We start from the raw sequence: 16,164 nt of genomic DNA on the forward strand, positions 1-16,164 counted from the left end.
GCAGCCTGTGAGGATGTTAGGGTTCCGCAGTGCCATTTGTATATAATGATTAACGGTTGCGCAAATGCGCCAAACCATGGTTCCATCAGCTATCTATGAGAGCTCTCTCGCTATTTTAAACGCTCCAGCGCCTTGCGCCCCACGTCATGCCGGTAGTGCATGCCGTCGAAATGGATTTTTTCCACTGCCGCGTAAGCCCGTTCGATAGCCGAAGGGATGTCCGAACCGGCTGCCGTCACACCCAGCACCCGCCCCCCGGCGGTAACAATGTCCCCGTCCTTCGCGGCGGTGCCGGCGTGGAAGACGAGCACTTCCCCGCCTGGGTTTTCCAAACCTTTGATGACTTTTCCCTTTTCGTAAGAACCGGGATAGCCTCCCGAGGCCAACACTACGCACACTGCGGCCTGTTCCTTCCACTTGATTTCGATTTGGCCCAGGCGCTTTTCCAGGATGGCCTCGATAATATCAACCAGATCAGTCTCCAACAGCATCAGGACCGGCTGCGCTTCCGGGTCGCCAAAACGCGCGTTAAATTCCAGTACTTTCGGTCCGTTTTCATCAACCATCAGCCCGGCGTAGATAACACCCCGGTAGGTCCGGCCCTCATTGTTCATAGCCTGGACCATGGGAATTAATATTTCCTCCATGGTTTTCCTGTGCACATCGGCAGTATAAACCGGAGCCGGGGCATAGGCTCCCATACCGCCGGTGTTCGGCCCCTCGTCGTTGTCATAGGCGCGCTTGTGGTCCTGCGAGGCAATCATGGGCACTACGCTGACCCCATCAGTGAAAGCCAGGATGCTGACCTCTTCCCCTGACAGGCGCTCCTCCACGACCAGACGCTCCCCGGCCGCCCCAAAGTCTTTGTCCACCATAATCGAACGCACCGCATCGAGCGCGCTTTCCTCATCAAGGGCCACGATTACTCCCTTGCCGGCGGCCAGGCCGTCAGCCTTGACCACACAGGGAGCGCCGGTTCGTTTGATGTAAGAAGCGGCTTCAGCGGGGTCGGTAAAAACAGCGTAAGAAGCCGTGGGGATACCGTACCTGGCCATAATCTCCTTGGACAGCACCTTGCTGCCCTCAATCTCAGCCGCTGCCTGTGAGGGCCCGAAGATTTTCAGCCCTGCCGCCTCAAACCGGTCGACAATACCTGCGTTGAGCGGCGCTTCCGGTCCTACCACAGTAAGGCCAATTTCGTTTTTAAGAGCGAAATTCAACAGCCCCTGTACATCCTCAGCTTTTATATGAATACAGTCAGCGTCCCGGGCTATGCCTGCGTTGCCCGGAGCACAGTAAACTTTAGTCACGCGGGGGCTTTGCTTCAGCTTCCACACCAGGGCGTGTTCACGTCCGCCGCCACCCACAACCAAAACCCTCATACACTACCCTCCCAATTCGTACATAAACATCGAAAGGCCGGTTAGATACTAAAATTTTAAACCGTTTAGGAAGCAGTCGCAGGCCGTAGGGCGCAGGGCGTAGGTTTAAGCATTTCTTTGGGGTTGACACGGGAAGCAGGGGGACGGTTCTTTTGCTTCCGAATTCGGAAGCAAAAGAACCGTCCCCCTGCTTCCTTCGGCTGCTTTATCTTACACAACAACCAACGTAACAAACTAACCCTGCAGCCCATTCTTTTTACGCCTTACGCCCTACGGCCTGCGACATCATTCATCCTGCTAGTGTTTGAAGTGTCTCATGCCTGTGAACACCATGGCCATACCGGCCTCATCACATGCTTTGATCGACTCCTCGTCACGGATGGAGCCGCCCGGCTGAATGATGGCGGTGATGCCGGCGCGGGCTGCTTCAAGCACGGTATCGTTGAAGGGGAAGAAGGCGTCCGAGCCCAATACGGCCCCCGCAGCCTTTTCCCCGGCCTGGTTGATGGCTATTTTGGCCGAACCCACCCGGTTCATCTGGCCCGCTCCCACACCGATGAGCTGGCGTTCCTTGGTCAGCACGATGGCGTTGGACTTGACGTGCTTGACCAGGGTCATGGCAAAAATGAGCTCGTCCATTTCATTCTGCGTCGGGGTCCTTTTGGTAACTACTTTCAACTCAGGCAGCTTAAGTACCTCACGGTCGAATTCCTGCACCAGGAGACCGCCGTTTACCTTCCTCATATCCAGGCGGTCGTTGGTTTGGATGGTTAAGTCGCCGGTTGAAAGCAGCCTTAAGTTCGCCTTCTTCTTCAGAATCTCAAGAGCTTGATCTTCGTACCCCGGCGCAATAATCGCTTCCACGAATAGTTTGGCCATCTCCTGTGCGGTGGGGGCGTCCACCACCCGGTTTAGCGCTATTATGCCCCCAAACGCCGACACCGGGTCACCTTCCAGAGCCTTAAGGTAAGCATCTGTCAGTTGTGCCGAAACAGCACAGCCGCAGGGGTTGTTGTGCTTGACAATAACCGCGGCCGGCTCTATAAATTCTCTTACCAGCTCAAAAGCCGAGTTGATATCCAGGATATTGTTATACGACAGTTCCTTGCCCGCAAGCTGAACAGCATTGCCGACGCAGGGCCCGGTCACGGCCGGGTCGCGGTAGAAGGCAGCCTGCTGGTGGGGATTTTCTCCGTAGCGCAGGACCTGGACCCGTTTGAGCGAGAGATCCATGGTCGGCGGAAATTGCTCCGCGCCCTCACCTATCCCGGAGAGGTAAGCCGTGATAGCTGCATCGTAAGATGCAGTATGGGCAAAAGCCTCACGGGCCAGGGCCATCCTCAGCTCCCGCCCGGCTTCACCCTTGCGCAGGGCTTCCAGCACCTCATGATAGCGTTCCGGGTTGACGATGACCAGCACATTTTCGTAGTTCTTGGCTGCGGAACGGACCATGGTGGGACCGCCGATATCAATATTCTCAATGGCTTCCGCCAGGGTTACCCCGGGCTTGGCGATGGTCTCGCGGAAGGGATAAAGGTTTACCGCCACCAGGTCGATGGGGGTAATGTTATGCTTTGCCAACTGGCCCAGGTGATCAGGATTTCTTAAAGCCAGGATGCCGCCGTGCACGGTGGGGTGCAGGGTCTTGACCCGGCCGTCCAATATTTCCGGGAACCCTGTGACGTCGGAGATATATGTAACAGGCACACCCGCCTCACGCAGGGCTTTAGCCGTGCCCCCGGTGGAAACAATCTCCACACCCAGTTCCGCCAGCCCGCGGGAAAACTCAATTACACCAGCTTTGTTCGATACGCTGATTAAAGCACGTTGAAGAGCCAAGTTATTTACCTCCTATTATTTATTTTACTCACGTATACTTTCCTGCCTTCAATCCTCAGCCGTCCCTCCGCATAGAGCCGGATAGCTTCCGGGTAAATCTTATGTTCCTGCTCCAAAATACGGGCGGACAAGTCATCGGCCGTATCTTCATCGTAAACCGGAACCACAGCCTGGAGAATAATCGGCCCGGTATCCATGCCCTCGTCAACAAAATGGACGGTACAGCCGCTGAATTTGACCCCGTAGGCCCAGGCCTGTTCCTGGCCATGCAACCCCGGAAAGGACGGCAGGAGCGCCGGGTGGATGTTCATAACCCTGTTCGGAAAAGCTGCCAGGAGTACCTTGCCTACAATTCTCATATAACCGGCGAGACAGACCAGTTCCACTCCATGCTGCTGCAAAAGTTCGACAATTGACCTTTCATACGCATCCTTGGATGGGAAATCACTGTAATTAATGTGTCCGGCCGGGATACCCGCCATCCTCGCCCGCTCCAGCGCATAGGCATCTTTTTTGTCGCTGATGACCACGGCTACCGCGGCGTTTATTTTCCCGGCAGCAGCCTGGTCCATGATGGACTGGAGGTTTGAGCCCCGGCCGGAGGCCAGAACGCCCAGGCGTAGCTTGCTCACTTGATCCCCTCCTTAGCCAAGCCCAATTTTCACATTTTCACACTTCACTTGACCACTACAATGCCGCTCAAAAGGAAGCAAGGGGACGGTTCTTTTGCTTCCTTGAAAAATAACTGTACAGCTGTTCAGCCCATAGAGCGCCCCCCAAATATAGCTGCGAATTCATTGCTACCTTTCCACATAAGCCCGGCGCGAGCGCCGTGCGCTGCTGAAATCGCGCCTGCATCGCCTGGTTTTCACTCTCTGCTGCGCCGTGATCGCGACTCCCTGTGCGGGCGCAAATCAAGGCGTGTTTAGGTGTAAGTTACTTCCCGTTTGCCTTCCACCACTTCGCCGATCAGGTAGCTTGTCTCGCCCCTGGCGGACAGGTCAGCCATTACGGCGCCTGCCTCCGCACGGGCAACCACCGCCACCAGGCCGACACCCATGTTAAAAGTCCGCAGCATCTCGCTTGCCGCAATATTACCCGTCTCTTGAATCAGGTTAAACACCGGGGGCACGGGCCAGGTGCCTAAACGAAACTCGACCCCGGTACCTTCCGGCAGAGCGCGTGGCACGTTTTCCGTCAGGCCGCCTCCGGTAATGTGGGCCAACCCCTTCATTTTAAACCGATCCAGTAAAGGCAGGATAGCTTTCACATAAATCCTGGTGGGCTCGAGCATTTCCTCACCCACGGTCCGCCCCAGTTGTTCCAAATATGTATCAACACCGTACCCGGCGACCTCCAGCAGGACTTTACGGGCCAGAGAGTAGCCGTTGCTGTGCAGCCCGCTTGAAGGCAGGCCGATTACCAGATCCCCCGGCACAATATCCCGGCCGTCGATAATCCTGCTCCGTTCCACCACTCCTACGGCGAAACCAGCTATATCGTATTCCTCCGGTCCATAAAAACCAGGCATCTCGGCGGTCTCCCCGCCGATTAAAGCGCAACCGGCCTGGCGGCAGCCCTCAGCCACGCCGCCCACGATAGCGGCCACCTGTTCCGGCGACAACCGGCCGACTGCCAGGTAATCAAGGAAAAAGAGCGGCTCCGCCCCCTGCGCCAGGATATCGTTGACACACATGGCCACCGCATCTATGCCTACTGAATCATGCCTGCCTGTCAACATGGCCACCCGCAGCTTGGTACCGACGCCATCCGTACCGGAAACCAGCACCGGCTCCCGGTACCTGTCCTTATTGAGGGCAAAAAAACCGCCAAAGCCGCCGATATCGGCCAAGACCTCAGGTCTGAAAGTGCTGCGCACGGTGTCTTTCATCAGGTGGACCGCCTTGTTGCCGGCTTCAATATCCACCCCGGCATCGGCATAAGTGAGGCCCTTCTTCTTTTCGGTCATGTATACCTCCGTATTTAGACGTGAGTCGTTGGACGTTGGACGCAGGCAAAAAAATACTTTGTTTGAAAATAAGTTAAAGGTTGTATATTATTGTCGCAAGGCGTAGGGCAAACCTAATATGAGAATCTTATGTCACAATATCGTTGAGTTTAGTCCCGTCATGCAGCTAGCCTTTAGAAATAGTTTCAAGTACCTGCCGGGCATCATCCGCACCAAGCTGCTGCCGGCATGTTCAGCCCCTGTACTTAGCCGCACCCGTGCTCCTCCTCGAATACCAGCTTGCCCTGCAGGTTGGGATCGGGCACATAGGTGGGGTAGTCCCCGCTGAAGCAGGCAGTGCAGAAGTTGCCCCGCGCTTCACCGAATATTCCCAGCAGGCCCTCCTGGCTCAGGTAATGCAAGCCGTCGGCGCTGATATACTCCCTGATCTCCTCAACCGTTTTGTGGGCGGCAATCAGTTCACTGAGGGAGGTATCTATGCCGTAATAGCAAGGCAGCTTGGTAGGAGGAGAACTCAGGCAGAAATGGACCTCCCTGGCGCCGCACTCCCGTACCATGCTCACGATTTTGCCGCTGGTGGTGCCGCGTACGATGGAGTCGTCAATCAGTACCACCCGCTTACCCTGCAGTATATGCCGGACCGGGTTCAGTTTAAGCCTGACTCCCAATTCCCTGATATCCTGCGTAGGCTGAATAAAGGTGCGGCCGACATAGCGGTTCTTCATCAGCCCCTCCTCAAAGGGTATGCCGGATTCCCAGGCAAAGCCTCTGGCGGCGATCGTCCCCGAATCCGGCACCGGTATCACCAGGTCCGCTTCAACCGGATATTCCCTGGCCAATTGGCGACCCATCTCGTACCGGACACGGTTAACGTTGAACCCGTCGATGCGGCTGTCGGGACGGGCAAAGTAAATGTATTCAAAGATACAGTGCGCTTTCCGGCGGGGAACCTGCAGTGACTGAAGCGATTGCAGACCGTCCTCGTCAATCACGACGATTTCGCCCGGCTCCAGGTCCCGTACAAATTCAGCTCCGATGGTATCCAGAGCGCAGGATTCCGAGGCCAAAATATAAGCGTCGCCTTTGCGTCCCAGGCACAGCGGGCGGAAGCCGAAGGGATCGCGTATGCCAATCAGTTTGTTTTCCGTCAGGACCAGGAGTGAGTAGGCTCCTTTGAGATCGATCATGGACTTGACGATGGCCTCAACCAGGCTGTTCTGACTGTAACGGGCAATCAGGTTGACAATGACTTCGCTGTCGGTGGTAGATTGGAAGACCGAGCCGGTCGAGGACAATTGCCGGCGCAGTTCGGCAATATTGGAGATGTTGCCGTTATGGGACAGGCCAATCATCCCGCGGGAATAATTGAAAACCAGAGGCTGGGCGTTGGCCGGGTTATTAGAGCCGGTAGTGGAGTAGCGTACGTGTCCTATCGCCAAGTGCCCCTGGAAGCTGCCCAGTTTCTCGTCGTTGAAGACATCTGAAACCAACCCCATACCCTTAGCCAGTCGAATCTTGCTGCCGTTGCCGACAGCTATCCCGGCGCTCTCCTGGCCGCGGTGCTGCAGGGCGTAAAGACCATAGTAGGTAAGCCTGGCTACGTCAAAGCCCGGCCCGTAGATACCGAAAATACCGCATTCTTCCCGCGGCTTGTCAACCACCGGCAAGACCTCATCGTATCCATTTCCAAAATCCCCGGCCATTTTGCTCCTCCATTCCCACATCTCTATATTTTCTCTTCTCTAAAACCTTGTTAACGATATGGGAAGTTTAACTAAAACTCTTCCCGGTCAGCCGTTTAAAAACCTCTTCGTAAGCTCCTTCAACATTGCCCAGGTCGCGGCGGAAGCGGTCCTTGTCCAGCTTTTCGCGGGTGTGTTTATCCCAGAAACGGCAGGTATCAGGAGAAATCTCGTCGCCCAGGATAACCGCACCTTTGTGTATACCAAATTCAAGTTTAAAGTCTACCAGATCGATATTTTTGTCTGCCAGGTATTCGAGCATGATACTGTTTACAGCCAGGGCAATATCCCGGATCCGCTCCATTTGTTCAGGAGAAGCCAGGCCAAGCGCCCTGATATGGTAGTCGTTGATCATGGGGTCGCCCAGTTCATCGCTCTTGTAGTAATACTCAAGAACCGGTGAGGACAGGACGGTCCCTTCCGCCAGTCCCAGGCGCTTGGCCAAGCTGCCGGCGGCAATATTGCGGACCACAACCTCCACCGGTACTATTTCCAGTGTTTTAACCAGCATCTCCCGGTCGCTGACCAGTTCTACAAAGTGGGTAGGTATCCCCCGCTCTTCCAGCATGCGGAAAAACACTCCCGAGATCTGGTTGTTAAGCACGCCTTTATTTTGTATGGTCCCTTTTTTGGCGCCGTTAAAGGCAGTGGCGTCGTCCTTGTACTCCACCAGGTATAAATCCGGATCATCTGTGCGGTAAACCCGCTTGGCCTTTCCTTCGTAAAGTCGTTCAAGTTGACGAGGCACTTGTCAAACCTCCCGCATCTTAATTTTTGAAAATAACGGAAGCAGGGGGACGGTTCTTTTGCTTCCTTGAAAATAACCGTACATCTGTTTAGCTCGCAGCGCGAATTCATTCGCACAAATGTCATGCAGGTCCGGCACCAGCGCGCCGTGTGCGGTTTGAAATCGCCCTTGCATCGCCTGGTGCTTTCATGATACGTTCGCCGACGGGGCCCGTGGGCAACCCATTTCATCCGCTGCTGCGGGAACCACGACGGTGTTATGTGAACTACAGGCCGAACCTGCTGTATATTAAATCAACATTTTTCAGGTGGTAGTTATAGTCAAAGAGTTCATCAACCTCCTGAGGAGTGAGGAGCGAAGCAACATCACCATCCTTCAGCAGCAGGCTGCGGAAGCTCTCTCCGGTGCGCCAGGACTGCATAGCGTTGCGCTGCACCAGCTCGTAAGCACGCTCCCTGGTCAGGCCTTTCTCTTCCACCAGGGCCAACAGCACCCGCTGAGAAAAAATCAAGCCATGGGTGCGATCAATATTCTTCAACATGTTTTCCGGGTAAACCTGCAGGTTGGTGATAATGTCGGTGAGCTTGGCCAGCATGTAGTCCAGAGTAATCGTAGAGTCGGGGACAATGACCCGCTCTACCGAGGAATGAGAGATATCACGTTCGTTCCACAGGGCCACGTTTTCCATGGCGGCCAAAGCGTTGCCGCGCAGGAGGCGGGCCAGCCCGGAGATACGCTCGCCGGTAATGGGATTGCGCTTGTGCGGCATGGCCGAGGACCCTTTCTGACCCTTCTTGAACTGCTCCTCAACCTCAAGGATGTCCGTACGCTGGAGGCTGCGCAGTTCGGTGGCGAACTTGTCCAGGGAACTGCCGATAACCGCGATCGTGGTCAAATACTCGGCGTGCCGGTCGCGCTGCAGCACCTGGGTACTCACTTTGGCCGGCGCCAGGCCAAGCCTGGCGCAGACATGCGCCTCTACACGCGGGTTAATGTTGGCGTAGGTCCCCACCGCTCCGGAGATTTTACCCACGCTGATAATCTCCACCGCCCGCTCCATTCTCTGGATACAGCGTTCTACCTCGTCTACCCAGAGCAACATTTTTAAACCAAAGGTGATGGGCTCGGCGTGGATGCCGTGGGTACGGCCGATCATCACGGTGTTGCGGTGCTCCACGGCTTTTTCCAAAAGAGCTTCCTTCAGCTTTTCCAATCTTACCAGCAGATATCGCCCGGCCTCTTTCATCAGGACAGCCATAGCCGTGTCCAAAACGTCCGAGGAAGTCAGGCCGAGGTGGATGTACTTGCCGGCTTCGCCCACATACTCAGCCACGTTGGTGGTAAAGGCAATGATATCATGGTTGGTCACAGCTTCAATTTCGGCAATACGCTGTACATCAAAATTCGCTTTTTCCTTGATTTCAGCCAGCGCCGCCGGCGGCACCTGACCCAGCTCGGCCAAAGCTTCACAGGCATAAATTTCAACGTCCAGCCACTTGCGGAATTTGTTTTCCTCGGACCAGACAGCCTTCATTTCAGGCAGAGTGTATCTTTCGATCATTGTTAATCCTCCATACTCAACAGCTTTTATGCCTTATTTTCTCGACCGTTCCAGATACCCGTCGATGCCCAGTTCATTTAAAAGGGCGTCTTTTTCAGTGACCTGTCTGGCCAGCTTATCCTTAAAAGCCGTTACCCTGTCTCTCACTGCAGAGTCCGTCGCGCCAATGATTTGGGCGGCAAGGATACCGGCGTTCTTGGCCCCGTTGATAGCCACGGTGGCTACCGGAATACCGGAAGGCATTTGGACAGTGGCATAGAGAGCGTCAACCCCGCTAAGAGGACCCGACTGCAGGGGAACGCCGATAACCGGTAGAGGAGTATGGGCCGCTATTACGCCCGCCAGGTGGGCAGCCTGGCCGGCCCCGGCGATGATTACCGCAAGGCCCCGCTCCACAGCTGTCCTGGCGTATGCGGCGGTCTTGTCCGGAACCCGGTGGGCGGAGGATATGACCACTTCACAGGGAATTCCCAATTCCTCCAGCACATCGGAGGCCGCTCTCATTACCGGCAGGTCGGAATCACTGCCCATGACTATGCCAACCAGGATTTTTGACATTTTTAGTTTCTCTCCCTTTGGTAATACATTCATACCAAACACCATATCATTTGGCCTGATCATATTATTAATATCAAGTAGTATCCCAATCCCCAAAAAACATAAGCCCGGACGAATAGGATTTCGAGTGAAACCTACCCGCCTGGGCTTTTCTCCCTGATCGGTGTAACCATAAGGAAATGGCTGCAGACACAAACCGAATACCGGCCAATTTCCATCAGGCCTGTGCCGCTTGGACCGAACTGCCTTCCCTAAAGGCTGAAGACATGGAACCCTAGGCACACTTTCTCCCCGTTTGTGGTTCTAAGTTATACAAAACAATATGCCCGTATGCAAAACGGGCTGGATTTATTACAGCCTTATATTAACAAGTTTATAGAAGAATTTCAACATCAAAAACCCTTTTATTTTAAGTTTATGTACATTTCATACTGTATTTCTATTGGCTTGTTGTCCAAATAACGGGGATAAAGCTACAGGAATTTTTTCCGGTGAGCCGTCATATCCCTTAATTGCCACGGGAATACCTTCCAGCACCACAGCCAAACCGGAAAGATGAAGGTTCTAATGGGGTATGCTCTTTTGTATGATACATACATATTTTATATAGATATACAAAGTAGTTCCACCCGCCGCCAGCGCGGCGCTCCGCGCCATGAAAACACCAGGCAGGCGGCATGGGGGCTAATGTAACTTCTTTGCGATTGAATTCGCCCCTGCATTTTGGGGGATTCGCTCTGAGCCGTAAAGCTATTTTCAGGGAAGCAAAAGAACCGTCCCCCTGCTTCCCGTCCCCCTGCTTCCGTATTTAAACGAGGTCTGCGAGGTGGATATATATGTCCCGTCCACTGTACCACTGGCAACAACAGGCCAACCCGGCCGAACCTTTTTGGCCGGAGCAGGCCGGTCCACCACAAGAGGTCAGCCTAAAACCTTACCCCAATGTCCCCCAAAACATCCTGGATACTGCGATCCTGGAGGAAATGCATAAGAGTCAAATCGTCGGAGTCTCCGCAGCCTTTGTCAAGGATAGCGGGGTGGTCTGGGCCAATGGCTATGGGTGGGCTGATTTAGAGAAAAGCCGCCCGGCAGGCCCCGATACTATCTACAGGATAGCCTCGATTTCCAAAACCATAACCGCTACCGCACTGATGCAGCTCTGGGAGTCTGGTCTCTTCCGCCTCGACAGCGATATCAGCAGTTGCCTGGGCTACCCGGTTAGAAACCCGCATTATCCTGATGATAAAATTACGTTCCACATGCTCTTAACCCATACCTCCAGCATCCTGGATACCGGCGGATATGCGGCGGCTTTAAGTTCACCCAACCCACCTCCCTTAAGGGAACTCCTGGTCCCCGGCAGTGAGGCTTACAGCAGTTTGACCTGGGGCGACTACCGGCCGGGCGCCCGTTTCAACTACTCCAATTTCGGCGCCGGCATCATCGGCGCTCTGGTGGAAATGCTCTCAGGGGAACGTTTCGACCGGTATGCCATAAACCACATCTTTAAGCCGCTGGGGATGGATGCCAGCTATGTGCCGGCCGATATCGTCAATCACCAAAAAATCGCCGTTCTTTATGAAACGAGCGGAGACGGCAGGTTTTCCCCGGCCTGCGATTACTACCCGGAAGGCCAGAGGCCATCCAGAAGGACATATCAACACCCTTTGGGGAACTTCTATATCGGCCCGGCGGGGGCGGTCAGGACAAGTGTGCTTGACCTGGCCAAGTTCACGATTGCTCATATGAACGGGGGTGTTTATGGCGATGTCCGTATTCTAAGCAGCGCTGCTGTTGATCTGATGCACCAGATACATTGGTGCGGTTTCGGATTGGCAGGGTTCTTCAGGCAGATGGGTCTAATGTTCCACATCACCGACGCCCTGGCGGGCAGGAGGCTGACCGGACACGCCGGGGATGCCTGCGGCCTGGTCAGCGACATGTATTTTGACCGTGACGAAAACAACGGGGTTATTTTCGTGACCAACGGCGGTTGTTATGAGTTTTTAAAGAGCGGGTATAAAAACATCGAAGAGAGTGTAATCAACCGGATTTACGCACAGTTCGCCGGCCCGCCCGGACCGGCCCCATAAGCAAGTAAAGCAACCAAGCGCTGTTAAGCCTTAAACCTAACGTAAAAAGTTGTCCCGTTGGAATCAGTCGCTATATCTATCCTGGCATTATGCCTCTGAGCAATGCTGTAGCATATGGCCACTCCCAGCCCGGTGCCATTCTCCTTGGTTGTAAAGAAAGGCGTGCCTATTTTTTCAAGGACCTCCGGAGCAATCCCTGTCCCATGGTCCTGCACAGCAAGGACTACCTGAGCGCGTTCCTGGAACGTCTTGATGGTTATACAGCCTCCTGCCGGCATTGCCTCGAGACCGTTAAGAACAAGGTTAAGGATAAGCTGGTGAATCTCATTTTTATCAAAGGTTACATACGGAATATCACCAAGTTCCAGTTCAATAATTTTATCTTGTTTCATGGCTTCGGCCTGAAGCAGAGGGAAGAGGGTCTCTATTATCTTATTTAGACTCTGGCTCTTCAATTCAACAGCCTTATTTTTGGCAAGGGCAAGGAACTCTGTGATAATTGAATTAGCCCGATCCAGCTCCTCTATCATCAAAAGTATGTAATCTTTGTCCTGGGCATACCTTTCCCTTTTCAAAAACAACTGCAGGAAGCCTCTGACAGTGGTCATTGGATTTCTTATCTCATGAGAAATACTGGCTGACATTTCTCCGATTAAGTTTAGACGTTCTAAACGCTCAATTTCTCTCTGGTAACGTCTTAGTTCTGTAATATCATTAGCGATTGCCAGGGTGCATTGCTCATTATTCCACATAATGATAACCCCTGACAACAAGGCTCTCCATATCTCACCTGATTTTTTGCGAAATCTGACATCATGGTTATTTATGGAACCTTCTTTTCTAATATCCTCAATAAACTCAAAATACTGATTTATGTCAACCCAATGATGGATATCAGTCATCCTGACGCCCATTAATTCCTCTTTGTCATAACCGTTTCTTTTGGTGAAAGCTTCGTTAACTTCCACAAACGCTCCATGGTTCATTGACACTATGATCATCGGAAGCGGGTTCGTATTAAAAGCTTTAAAAAACAGTTCTTCCGATACACGCAAATTCTCTTCAATTATCTTACGTTCTGTTATATCTATAAAGGAAGAAAGTAAACACTTCTCGCCCTCTACGTCAAAAATATTAAAAGAAGAAATTGCATAAACGCTCTCTCCCGACCTTTTCTTGAACATAATTTCAAGATTTTTGACATAACCATTTTCAAACAGTTTTCTCAGCATATCCTGTCTTTCTTTCAGGTCCGCCCAGATATTCAGTTCATAAATAGTTTTACCTATAAGCTCTTTCCGGTCGTAACCCAAGGCTTCCGCAAAAGTCTTATTCACATTAATTAACTCGTTATCGCTAAGCCTGGTAATAGACATCATAGCTTGACTGTTATAAAAGGCTTTTGAGAATTTTTCTTCAGATAAACGGAGGGCCTCTTCCGATTTCTTACGCTTTGTGATGTCCCTAATAATCGTGCTGGCTAAAATACGGCCATTCTGATCCTTAAACAGGTTCGAAGTAACTTCACCCGAAAATCTAGTTCCATTCTTGCGCAACAATGTCATCTCGCTGTTGTAGCTTCCTATCTGGTCTCTTTCCTTAACAGCTATCATAATCCTTGGGTCATCCAAATCAAAGATTCCATTCCTGCCAACAGCACACAACTCCTCTTCTGTTCCGCCAAACATACGGCAAGCCGCGGGATTGGCTGATATGATTGCGCCTTCTACATGACTCAAGATAATACCATCGTGGCTGTTATCATAAATGGAACGGTAATGTTCTTCACTTGCAGACAGCTTTTCTTTAAATCTAACATGTTCAGTAATATCACACAAAGTGAGAATCAATAAATCGACTTCTCCGGACGAATCAAGCACAGGCGCAAGCGTCCAATCCCAATAAGTAACCCCCCGTTCGGGTTGGTCATTGTAGGTGCAAGGTCTTGCAGAAACCTTATAGGTTTCTTTCGTCCTCACCACATGATCAAAGATTTCTTTAGCATCGGAGGGGTAGAATTCAAAGTGATTATGACCGGGAAAGTCATCGACATTACGCCCGCCTGCTTTTGCATAGGCTTCGTTAACACGCACAAAATTATAATTTCTGTCAAGGATAGCTACCGGGAAAATTGTATGTTTTAATAATACTTCTAAAATTTCTTCCGACTTTTTTATTCTTTCAACTTCCTCTTTAAGTTGTAAATTGACTGCTTCAAGCTCTGAAATGTCTGGAGTCTTTTCCCTGGTCAAGCCGGTACCGTCCGAGTTGGTAATGTCATTGCATTTTATTAAAACTCCGGGAGCTGCCTCTCTTATGATACTCAAATGACATTCATCCTCTCGACAATAAATTATACATTTTGCTATTGTACATAAGTTCTGTTTTTACCTTCGGGGAATGTGTCGTTATTTGTCGTGGTTAAAATATTTCGCATTTTATCATGCTTTCCGAAAAGGGGCTGGATTTTTCCTGACGGAAAATCCAGCCCCTTTCGCCTGTTGGAAAAGCATCCCCAAACCCCTTTGAGCGGCTGCGCCGCGCTTTACTGCGTGAAAAAATCGTCGTATGCGATATCCAAGATGGCCTTGACTGCGTTTAATTCTTTTACGGAAATATGGCGGATGCCCGCTTCGATTTTTGCCAGCGTCCCGCGCGAGATGTCACAGCCGCACACCTGCAATTGCGCCGAAAGTTGTTCCTGCGTCATGCCTTTGGCGTTTCTCCACTTGCGGATATTTTCGCCGATATTTTTATCGGCCTTGATGCTTTGGCCCATTTACGATCAACCACTTTTCTTTGTTCTAAATACGGAGCATTTTCTTCTTGATTATAGAAAAGAAATGAGTTATAATTGCTCTGATAACGGAGCAAAGGGGAGATATACCATACCCGACTACAAGAACATGTATTTTTCGCTTTTCAACGCAGTGAAATCCGCCATCGATCAACTACAAAAGGCCCAGCGGGACGGGGAAAACGAATACATCGAAAGTGAGGATATGCCTCTTATTCTGCCCAACGTGATAGACGAAAAAACGGAGGCCAACGAATAAAACCGCCACCTCCGGCTGTATTATGCTTGCTGAATTAGATGTGTTTATTGCTCTGTTTTCTCCTGGTTTTCGCCGCCTTTATGACCTACTACACAGGGATACGTATCAGGGAACTGATGGCGCTGACTCCGACAGATATTGATTTAGAGAACGTAAACCATTATCATCTTCAAACCTTACCAACGGTTAAGTCAGCAGAAGATCATCACTGGAAACCTACAGCTATCTTTACTCCAACAAACAAACGGAGGTATCCGCCAAACTGCAAGCATTGCACAGTCAGGCTGATACCTCCGAAGCCGTAACGGAAAGTAACCCGTTTTTATTTTCTTCAGGATTAGAAGCATTTTAGAAGCACCATGCATCAATTAATCCTGCAAATGCTGATTTTACAAGCATTTGCAGGATTGTTGATTTTACTCCCACTCGATTAAGGAAAGGGCTTGAGAATACCTTTTCGTACGGCTATTATGCGGCCTCTATCTGCTCTGCCCCGGTGGTTTTGGGCTCGGCGGCATGTTAAGATAATCAAGCAGCGCGGTCTCGAGCACCCTCGAATAATTTACGCCCTTTTGCTCGGCAGCCTCCTTGAGCCATGCCGGCAGGGTGATATTGGTCTTTACCCGTTTATTGTCCAGTTCATTTTTCACCATGTCAGGAAAAATAACAACCGGAGAAACCAAATAACCGGGCGCGGTATCGGGGTCTATCTCCGGCACTTTTGAAGGCTCCGGAATCGGCTCTCCGTCTTTTTCCATCCCATAAATGTGCAGCCCGAGCGCGTCGGCCGCCTCACGCTGCGCCTCTTCAAAGGTCGCTCCAAAGCTGACGCAGCCAGGGAGATCCGGGAAGTATACGCCGTATCCGTCCTTGCTGGGCTCAAAAACAGCCAAATATGACAACTTGCGCATATGCATAAACTCCTTTCTCGCGGCAGGTGGGGCTTGGTTATTTTAGCCCTGCCTGCTTTTTTATGCTGCGTAATGTCCCGGTGGGGATATCACCTGAATGGTTTGGGACAGTGACTTTGCCGGGCTTTGTTGGATGCTTCAACTGAATGTGCGAGCCTTTGGTCCTGCTCGGCACTTCATACCATCCATCCTTATGCAGCATCTTCAGGATTTCCCGGATCGTCAATGTCTTCCCCTCCTTACATTATCCATTATACGCCCATTTTATGCGTATGTCAGTAAAAATATACGTATATTTTATGCGC

General features: G+C 51.7%; 15 protein-coding genes. 2 read left to right on the plus strand and 13 right to left on the minus strand.

The window, feature by feature from the left end; genetic code table 11:
• Positions 1-110: 110 nt before the first annotated feature.
• The 9 genes from purD to purE form a co-directional block, all read right to left on the minus strand.
• Positions 111-1,382: a phosphoribosylamine--glycine ligase gene (gene purD / locus Psfp_RS07750; RefSeq protein WP_134217975.1), complete on the minus strand. Its 1,272-nt coding sequence runs from the start codon at positions 1,380-1,382 to the stop codon at positions 111-113.
• A 297-nt stretch (positions 1,383-1,679) separates the two neighbouring features.
• Positions 1,680-3,221: a bifunctional phosphoribosylaminoimidazolecarboxamide formyltransferase/IMP cyclohydrolase gene (gene purH / locus Psfp_RS07755; RefSeq protein WP_134217976.1), complete on the minus strand. Its 1,542-nt coding sequence runs from the start codon at positions 3,219-3,221 to the stop codon at positions 1,680-1,682.
• Between the two features lie 5 nt (positions 3,222-3,226).
• On the minus strand, positions 3,227-3,853 hold the full coding sequence (purN, locus tag Psfp_RS07760; RefSeq protein WP_134217977.1) for a phosphoribosylglycinamide formyltransferase: 627 nt from the start codon (positions 3,851-3,853) through the stop codon (positions 3,227-3,229).
• A gap of 293 nt (positions 3,854-4,146) precedes the next feature.
• Positions 4,147-5,190 carry a phosphoribosylformylglycinamidine cyclo-ligase gene (gene purM, locus Psfp_RS07765; protein ID WP_134217978.1) on the minus strand — a complete coding sequence of 348 codons (1,044 nt, stop codon included), beginning with the start codon at positions 5,188-5,190 and terminating at the stop codon, positions 4,147-4,149.
• A 132-nt stretch (positions 5,191-5,322) separates the two neighbouring features.
• Positions 5,323-5,445 (minus strand): hypothetical protein, encoded by a 123-nt coding sequence (locus tag Psfp_RS22475; protein WP_282432478.1) that lies wholly within the window; start codon positions 5,443-5,445, stop codon positions 5,323-5,325.
• A complete protein-coding gene (purF, locus tag Psfp_RS07770) occupies positions 5,436-6,893 on the minus strand; it encodes an amidophosphoribosyltransferase (RefSeq protein WP_134217979.1) in 1,458 nt (485 codons plus the stop codon). Before purF ends, Psfp_RS22475 begins: the two co-directional genes overlap by 10 nt.
• A 67-nt stretch (positions 6,894-6,960) precedes the next feature.
• Positions 6,961-7,680 (minus strand): phosphoribosylaminoimidazolesuccinocarboxamide synthase, encoded by a 720-nt coding sequence (gene purC, locus Psfp_RS07775; RefSeq protein ID WP_134217980.1) that lies wholly within the window; start codon positions 7,678-7,680, stop codon positions 6,961-6,963.
• A gap of 265 nt (positions 7,681-7,945) precedes the next feature.
• Positions 7,946-9,241, minus strand: coding sequence for an adenylosuccinate lyase (gene purB / locus Psfp_RS07780; protein WP_134217981.1), 1,296 nt, complete (start codon positions 9,239-9,241; stop codon positions 7,946-7,948).
• Positions 9,242-9,274: 33 nt separating this feature from the next.
• Positions 9,275-9,799, minus strand: a complete 525-nt coding sequence (gene purE / locus Psfp_RS07785) for a 5-(carboxyamino)imidazole ribonucleotide mutase (protein WP_134217982.1) — start codon at positions 9,797-9,799, stop codon at positions 9,275-9,277.
• Positions 9,800-10,635: 836 nt separating this feature from the next.
• On the opposite strand from purE, the gene Psfp_RS07790 reads away from it, so the two are divergent.
• Entirely contained in the window at positions 10,636-11,892 is a 1,257-nt protein-coding gene (locus Psfp_RS07790) for a serine hydrolase domain-containing protein (protein ID WP_134217983.1), read from the plus strand.
• 23 nt (positions 11,893-11,915) lie between these two features.
• On the opposite strand, the gene Psfp_RS07795 is transcribed toward Psfp_RS07790, so the two are convergent.
• Positions 11,916-14,219 carry a PAS domain S-box protein gene (locus Psfp_RS07795; RefSeq protein WP_134217984.1) on the minus strand — a complete coding sequence of 768 codons (2,304 nt, stop codon included), beginning with the start codon at positions 14,217-14,219 and terminating at the stop codon, positions 11,916-11,918.
• A gap of 218 nt (positions 14,220-14,437) precedes the next feature.
• Positions 14,438-14,671, minus strand: coding sequence for a helix-turn-helix transcriptional regulator (locus tag Psfp_RS07800; RefSeq protein ID WP_134217985.1), 234 nt, complete (start codon positions 14,669-14,671; stop codon positions 14,438-14,440).
• A 64-nt stretch (positions 14,672-14,735) separates the two neighbouring features.
• Here Psfp_RS07800 and Psfp_RS07805 point away from each other — a divergent pair, with 64 nt between their 5' ends.
• On the plus strand, positions 14,736-14,948 hold the full coding sequence (locus Psfp_RS07805) for a hypothetical protein (protein WP_134217986.1): 213 nt from the start codon (positions 14,736-14,738) through the stop codon (positions 14,946-14,948).
• 479 nt (positions 14,949-15,427) lie between these two features.
• Here Psfp_RS07805 and Psfp_RS07815 read toward each other — a convergent pair whose 3' ends face one another.
• Positions 15,428-15,859: a type II toxin-antitoxin system HicB family antitoxin gene (locus Psfp_RS07815; RefSeq protein WP_134217988.1), complete on the minus strand. Its 432-nt coding sequence runs from the start codon at positions 15,857-15,859 to the stop codon at positions 15,428-15,430.
• A 37-nt stretch (positions 15,860-15,896) separates the two neighbouring features.
• Positions 15,897-16,085: a type II toxin-antitoxin system HicA family toxin gene (locus tag Psfp_RS07820; protein WP_134217989.1), complete on the minus strand. Its 189-nt coding sequence runs from the start codon at positions 16,083-16,085 to the stop codon at positions 15,897-15,899.
• Positions 16,086-16,164: the final 79 nt, after the last annotated feature.

Source organism: Pelotomaculum sp. FP (assembly GCF_004369245.1).
Lineage (GTDB): Bacteria > Bacillota > Desulfotomaculia > Desulfotomaculales > Pelotomaculaceae > Pelotomaculum_C > Pelotomaculum_C schinkii.

Coding starts and splice junctions, on each gene's coding strand:
- Psfp_RS07800 (WP_134217985.1), bottom strand. CDS start 14,671: ATGGGCCAAAGCATCAAGGCCGATAAAAATATCGGCGAAAATATCCGC.
- Psfp_RS07805 (WP_134217986.1), top strand. CDS start 14,736: ATGAGTTATAATTGCTCTGATAACGGAGCAAAGGGGAGATATACCATA.
- purM (WP_134217978.1), bottom strand. CDS start 5,190: ATGACCGAAAAGAAGAAGGGCCTCACTTATGCCGATGCCGGGGTGGAT.
- purB (WP_134217981.1), bottom strand. CDS start 9,241: ATGATCGAAAGATACACTCTGCCTGAAATGAAGGCTGTCTGGTCCGAG.
- purD (WP_134217975.1), bottom strand. CDS start 1,382: ATGAGGGTTTTGGTTGTGGGTGGCGGCGGACGTGAACACGCCCTGGTG.
- Psfp_RS07815 (WP_134217988.1), bottom strand. CDS start 15,859: ATGCGCAAGTTGTCATATTTGGCTGTTTTTGAGCCCAGCAAGGACGGA.
- Psfp_RS07790 (WP_134217983.1), top strand. CDS start 10,636: ATGTCCCGTCCACTGTACCACTGGCAACAACAGGCCAACCCGGCCGAA.
- purE (WP_134217982.1), bottom strand. CDS start 9,799: ATGTCAAAAATCCTGGTTGGCATAGTCATGGGCAGTGATTCCGACCTG.
- purF (WP_134217979.1), bottom strand. CDS start 6,893: ATGGCCGGGGATTTTGGAAATGGATACGATGAGGTCTTGCCGGTGGTT.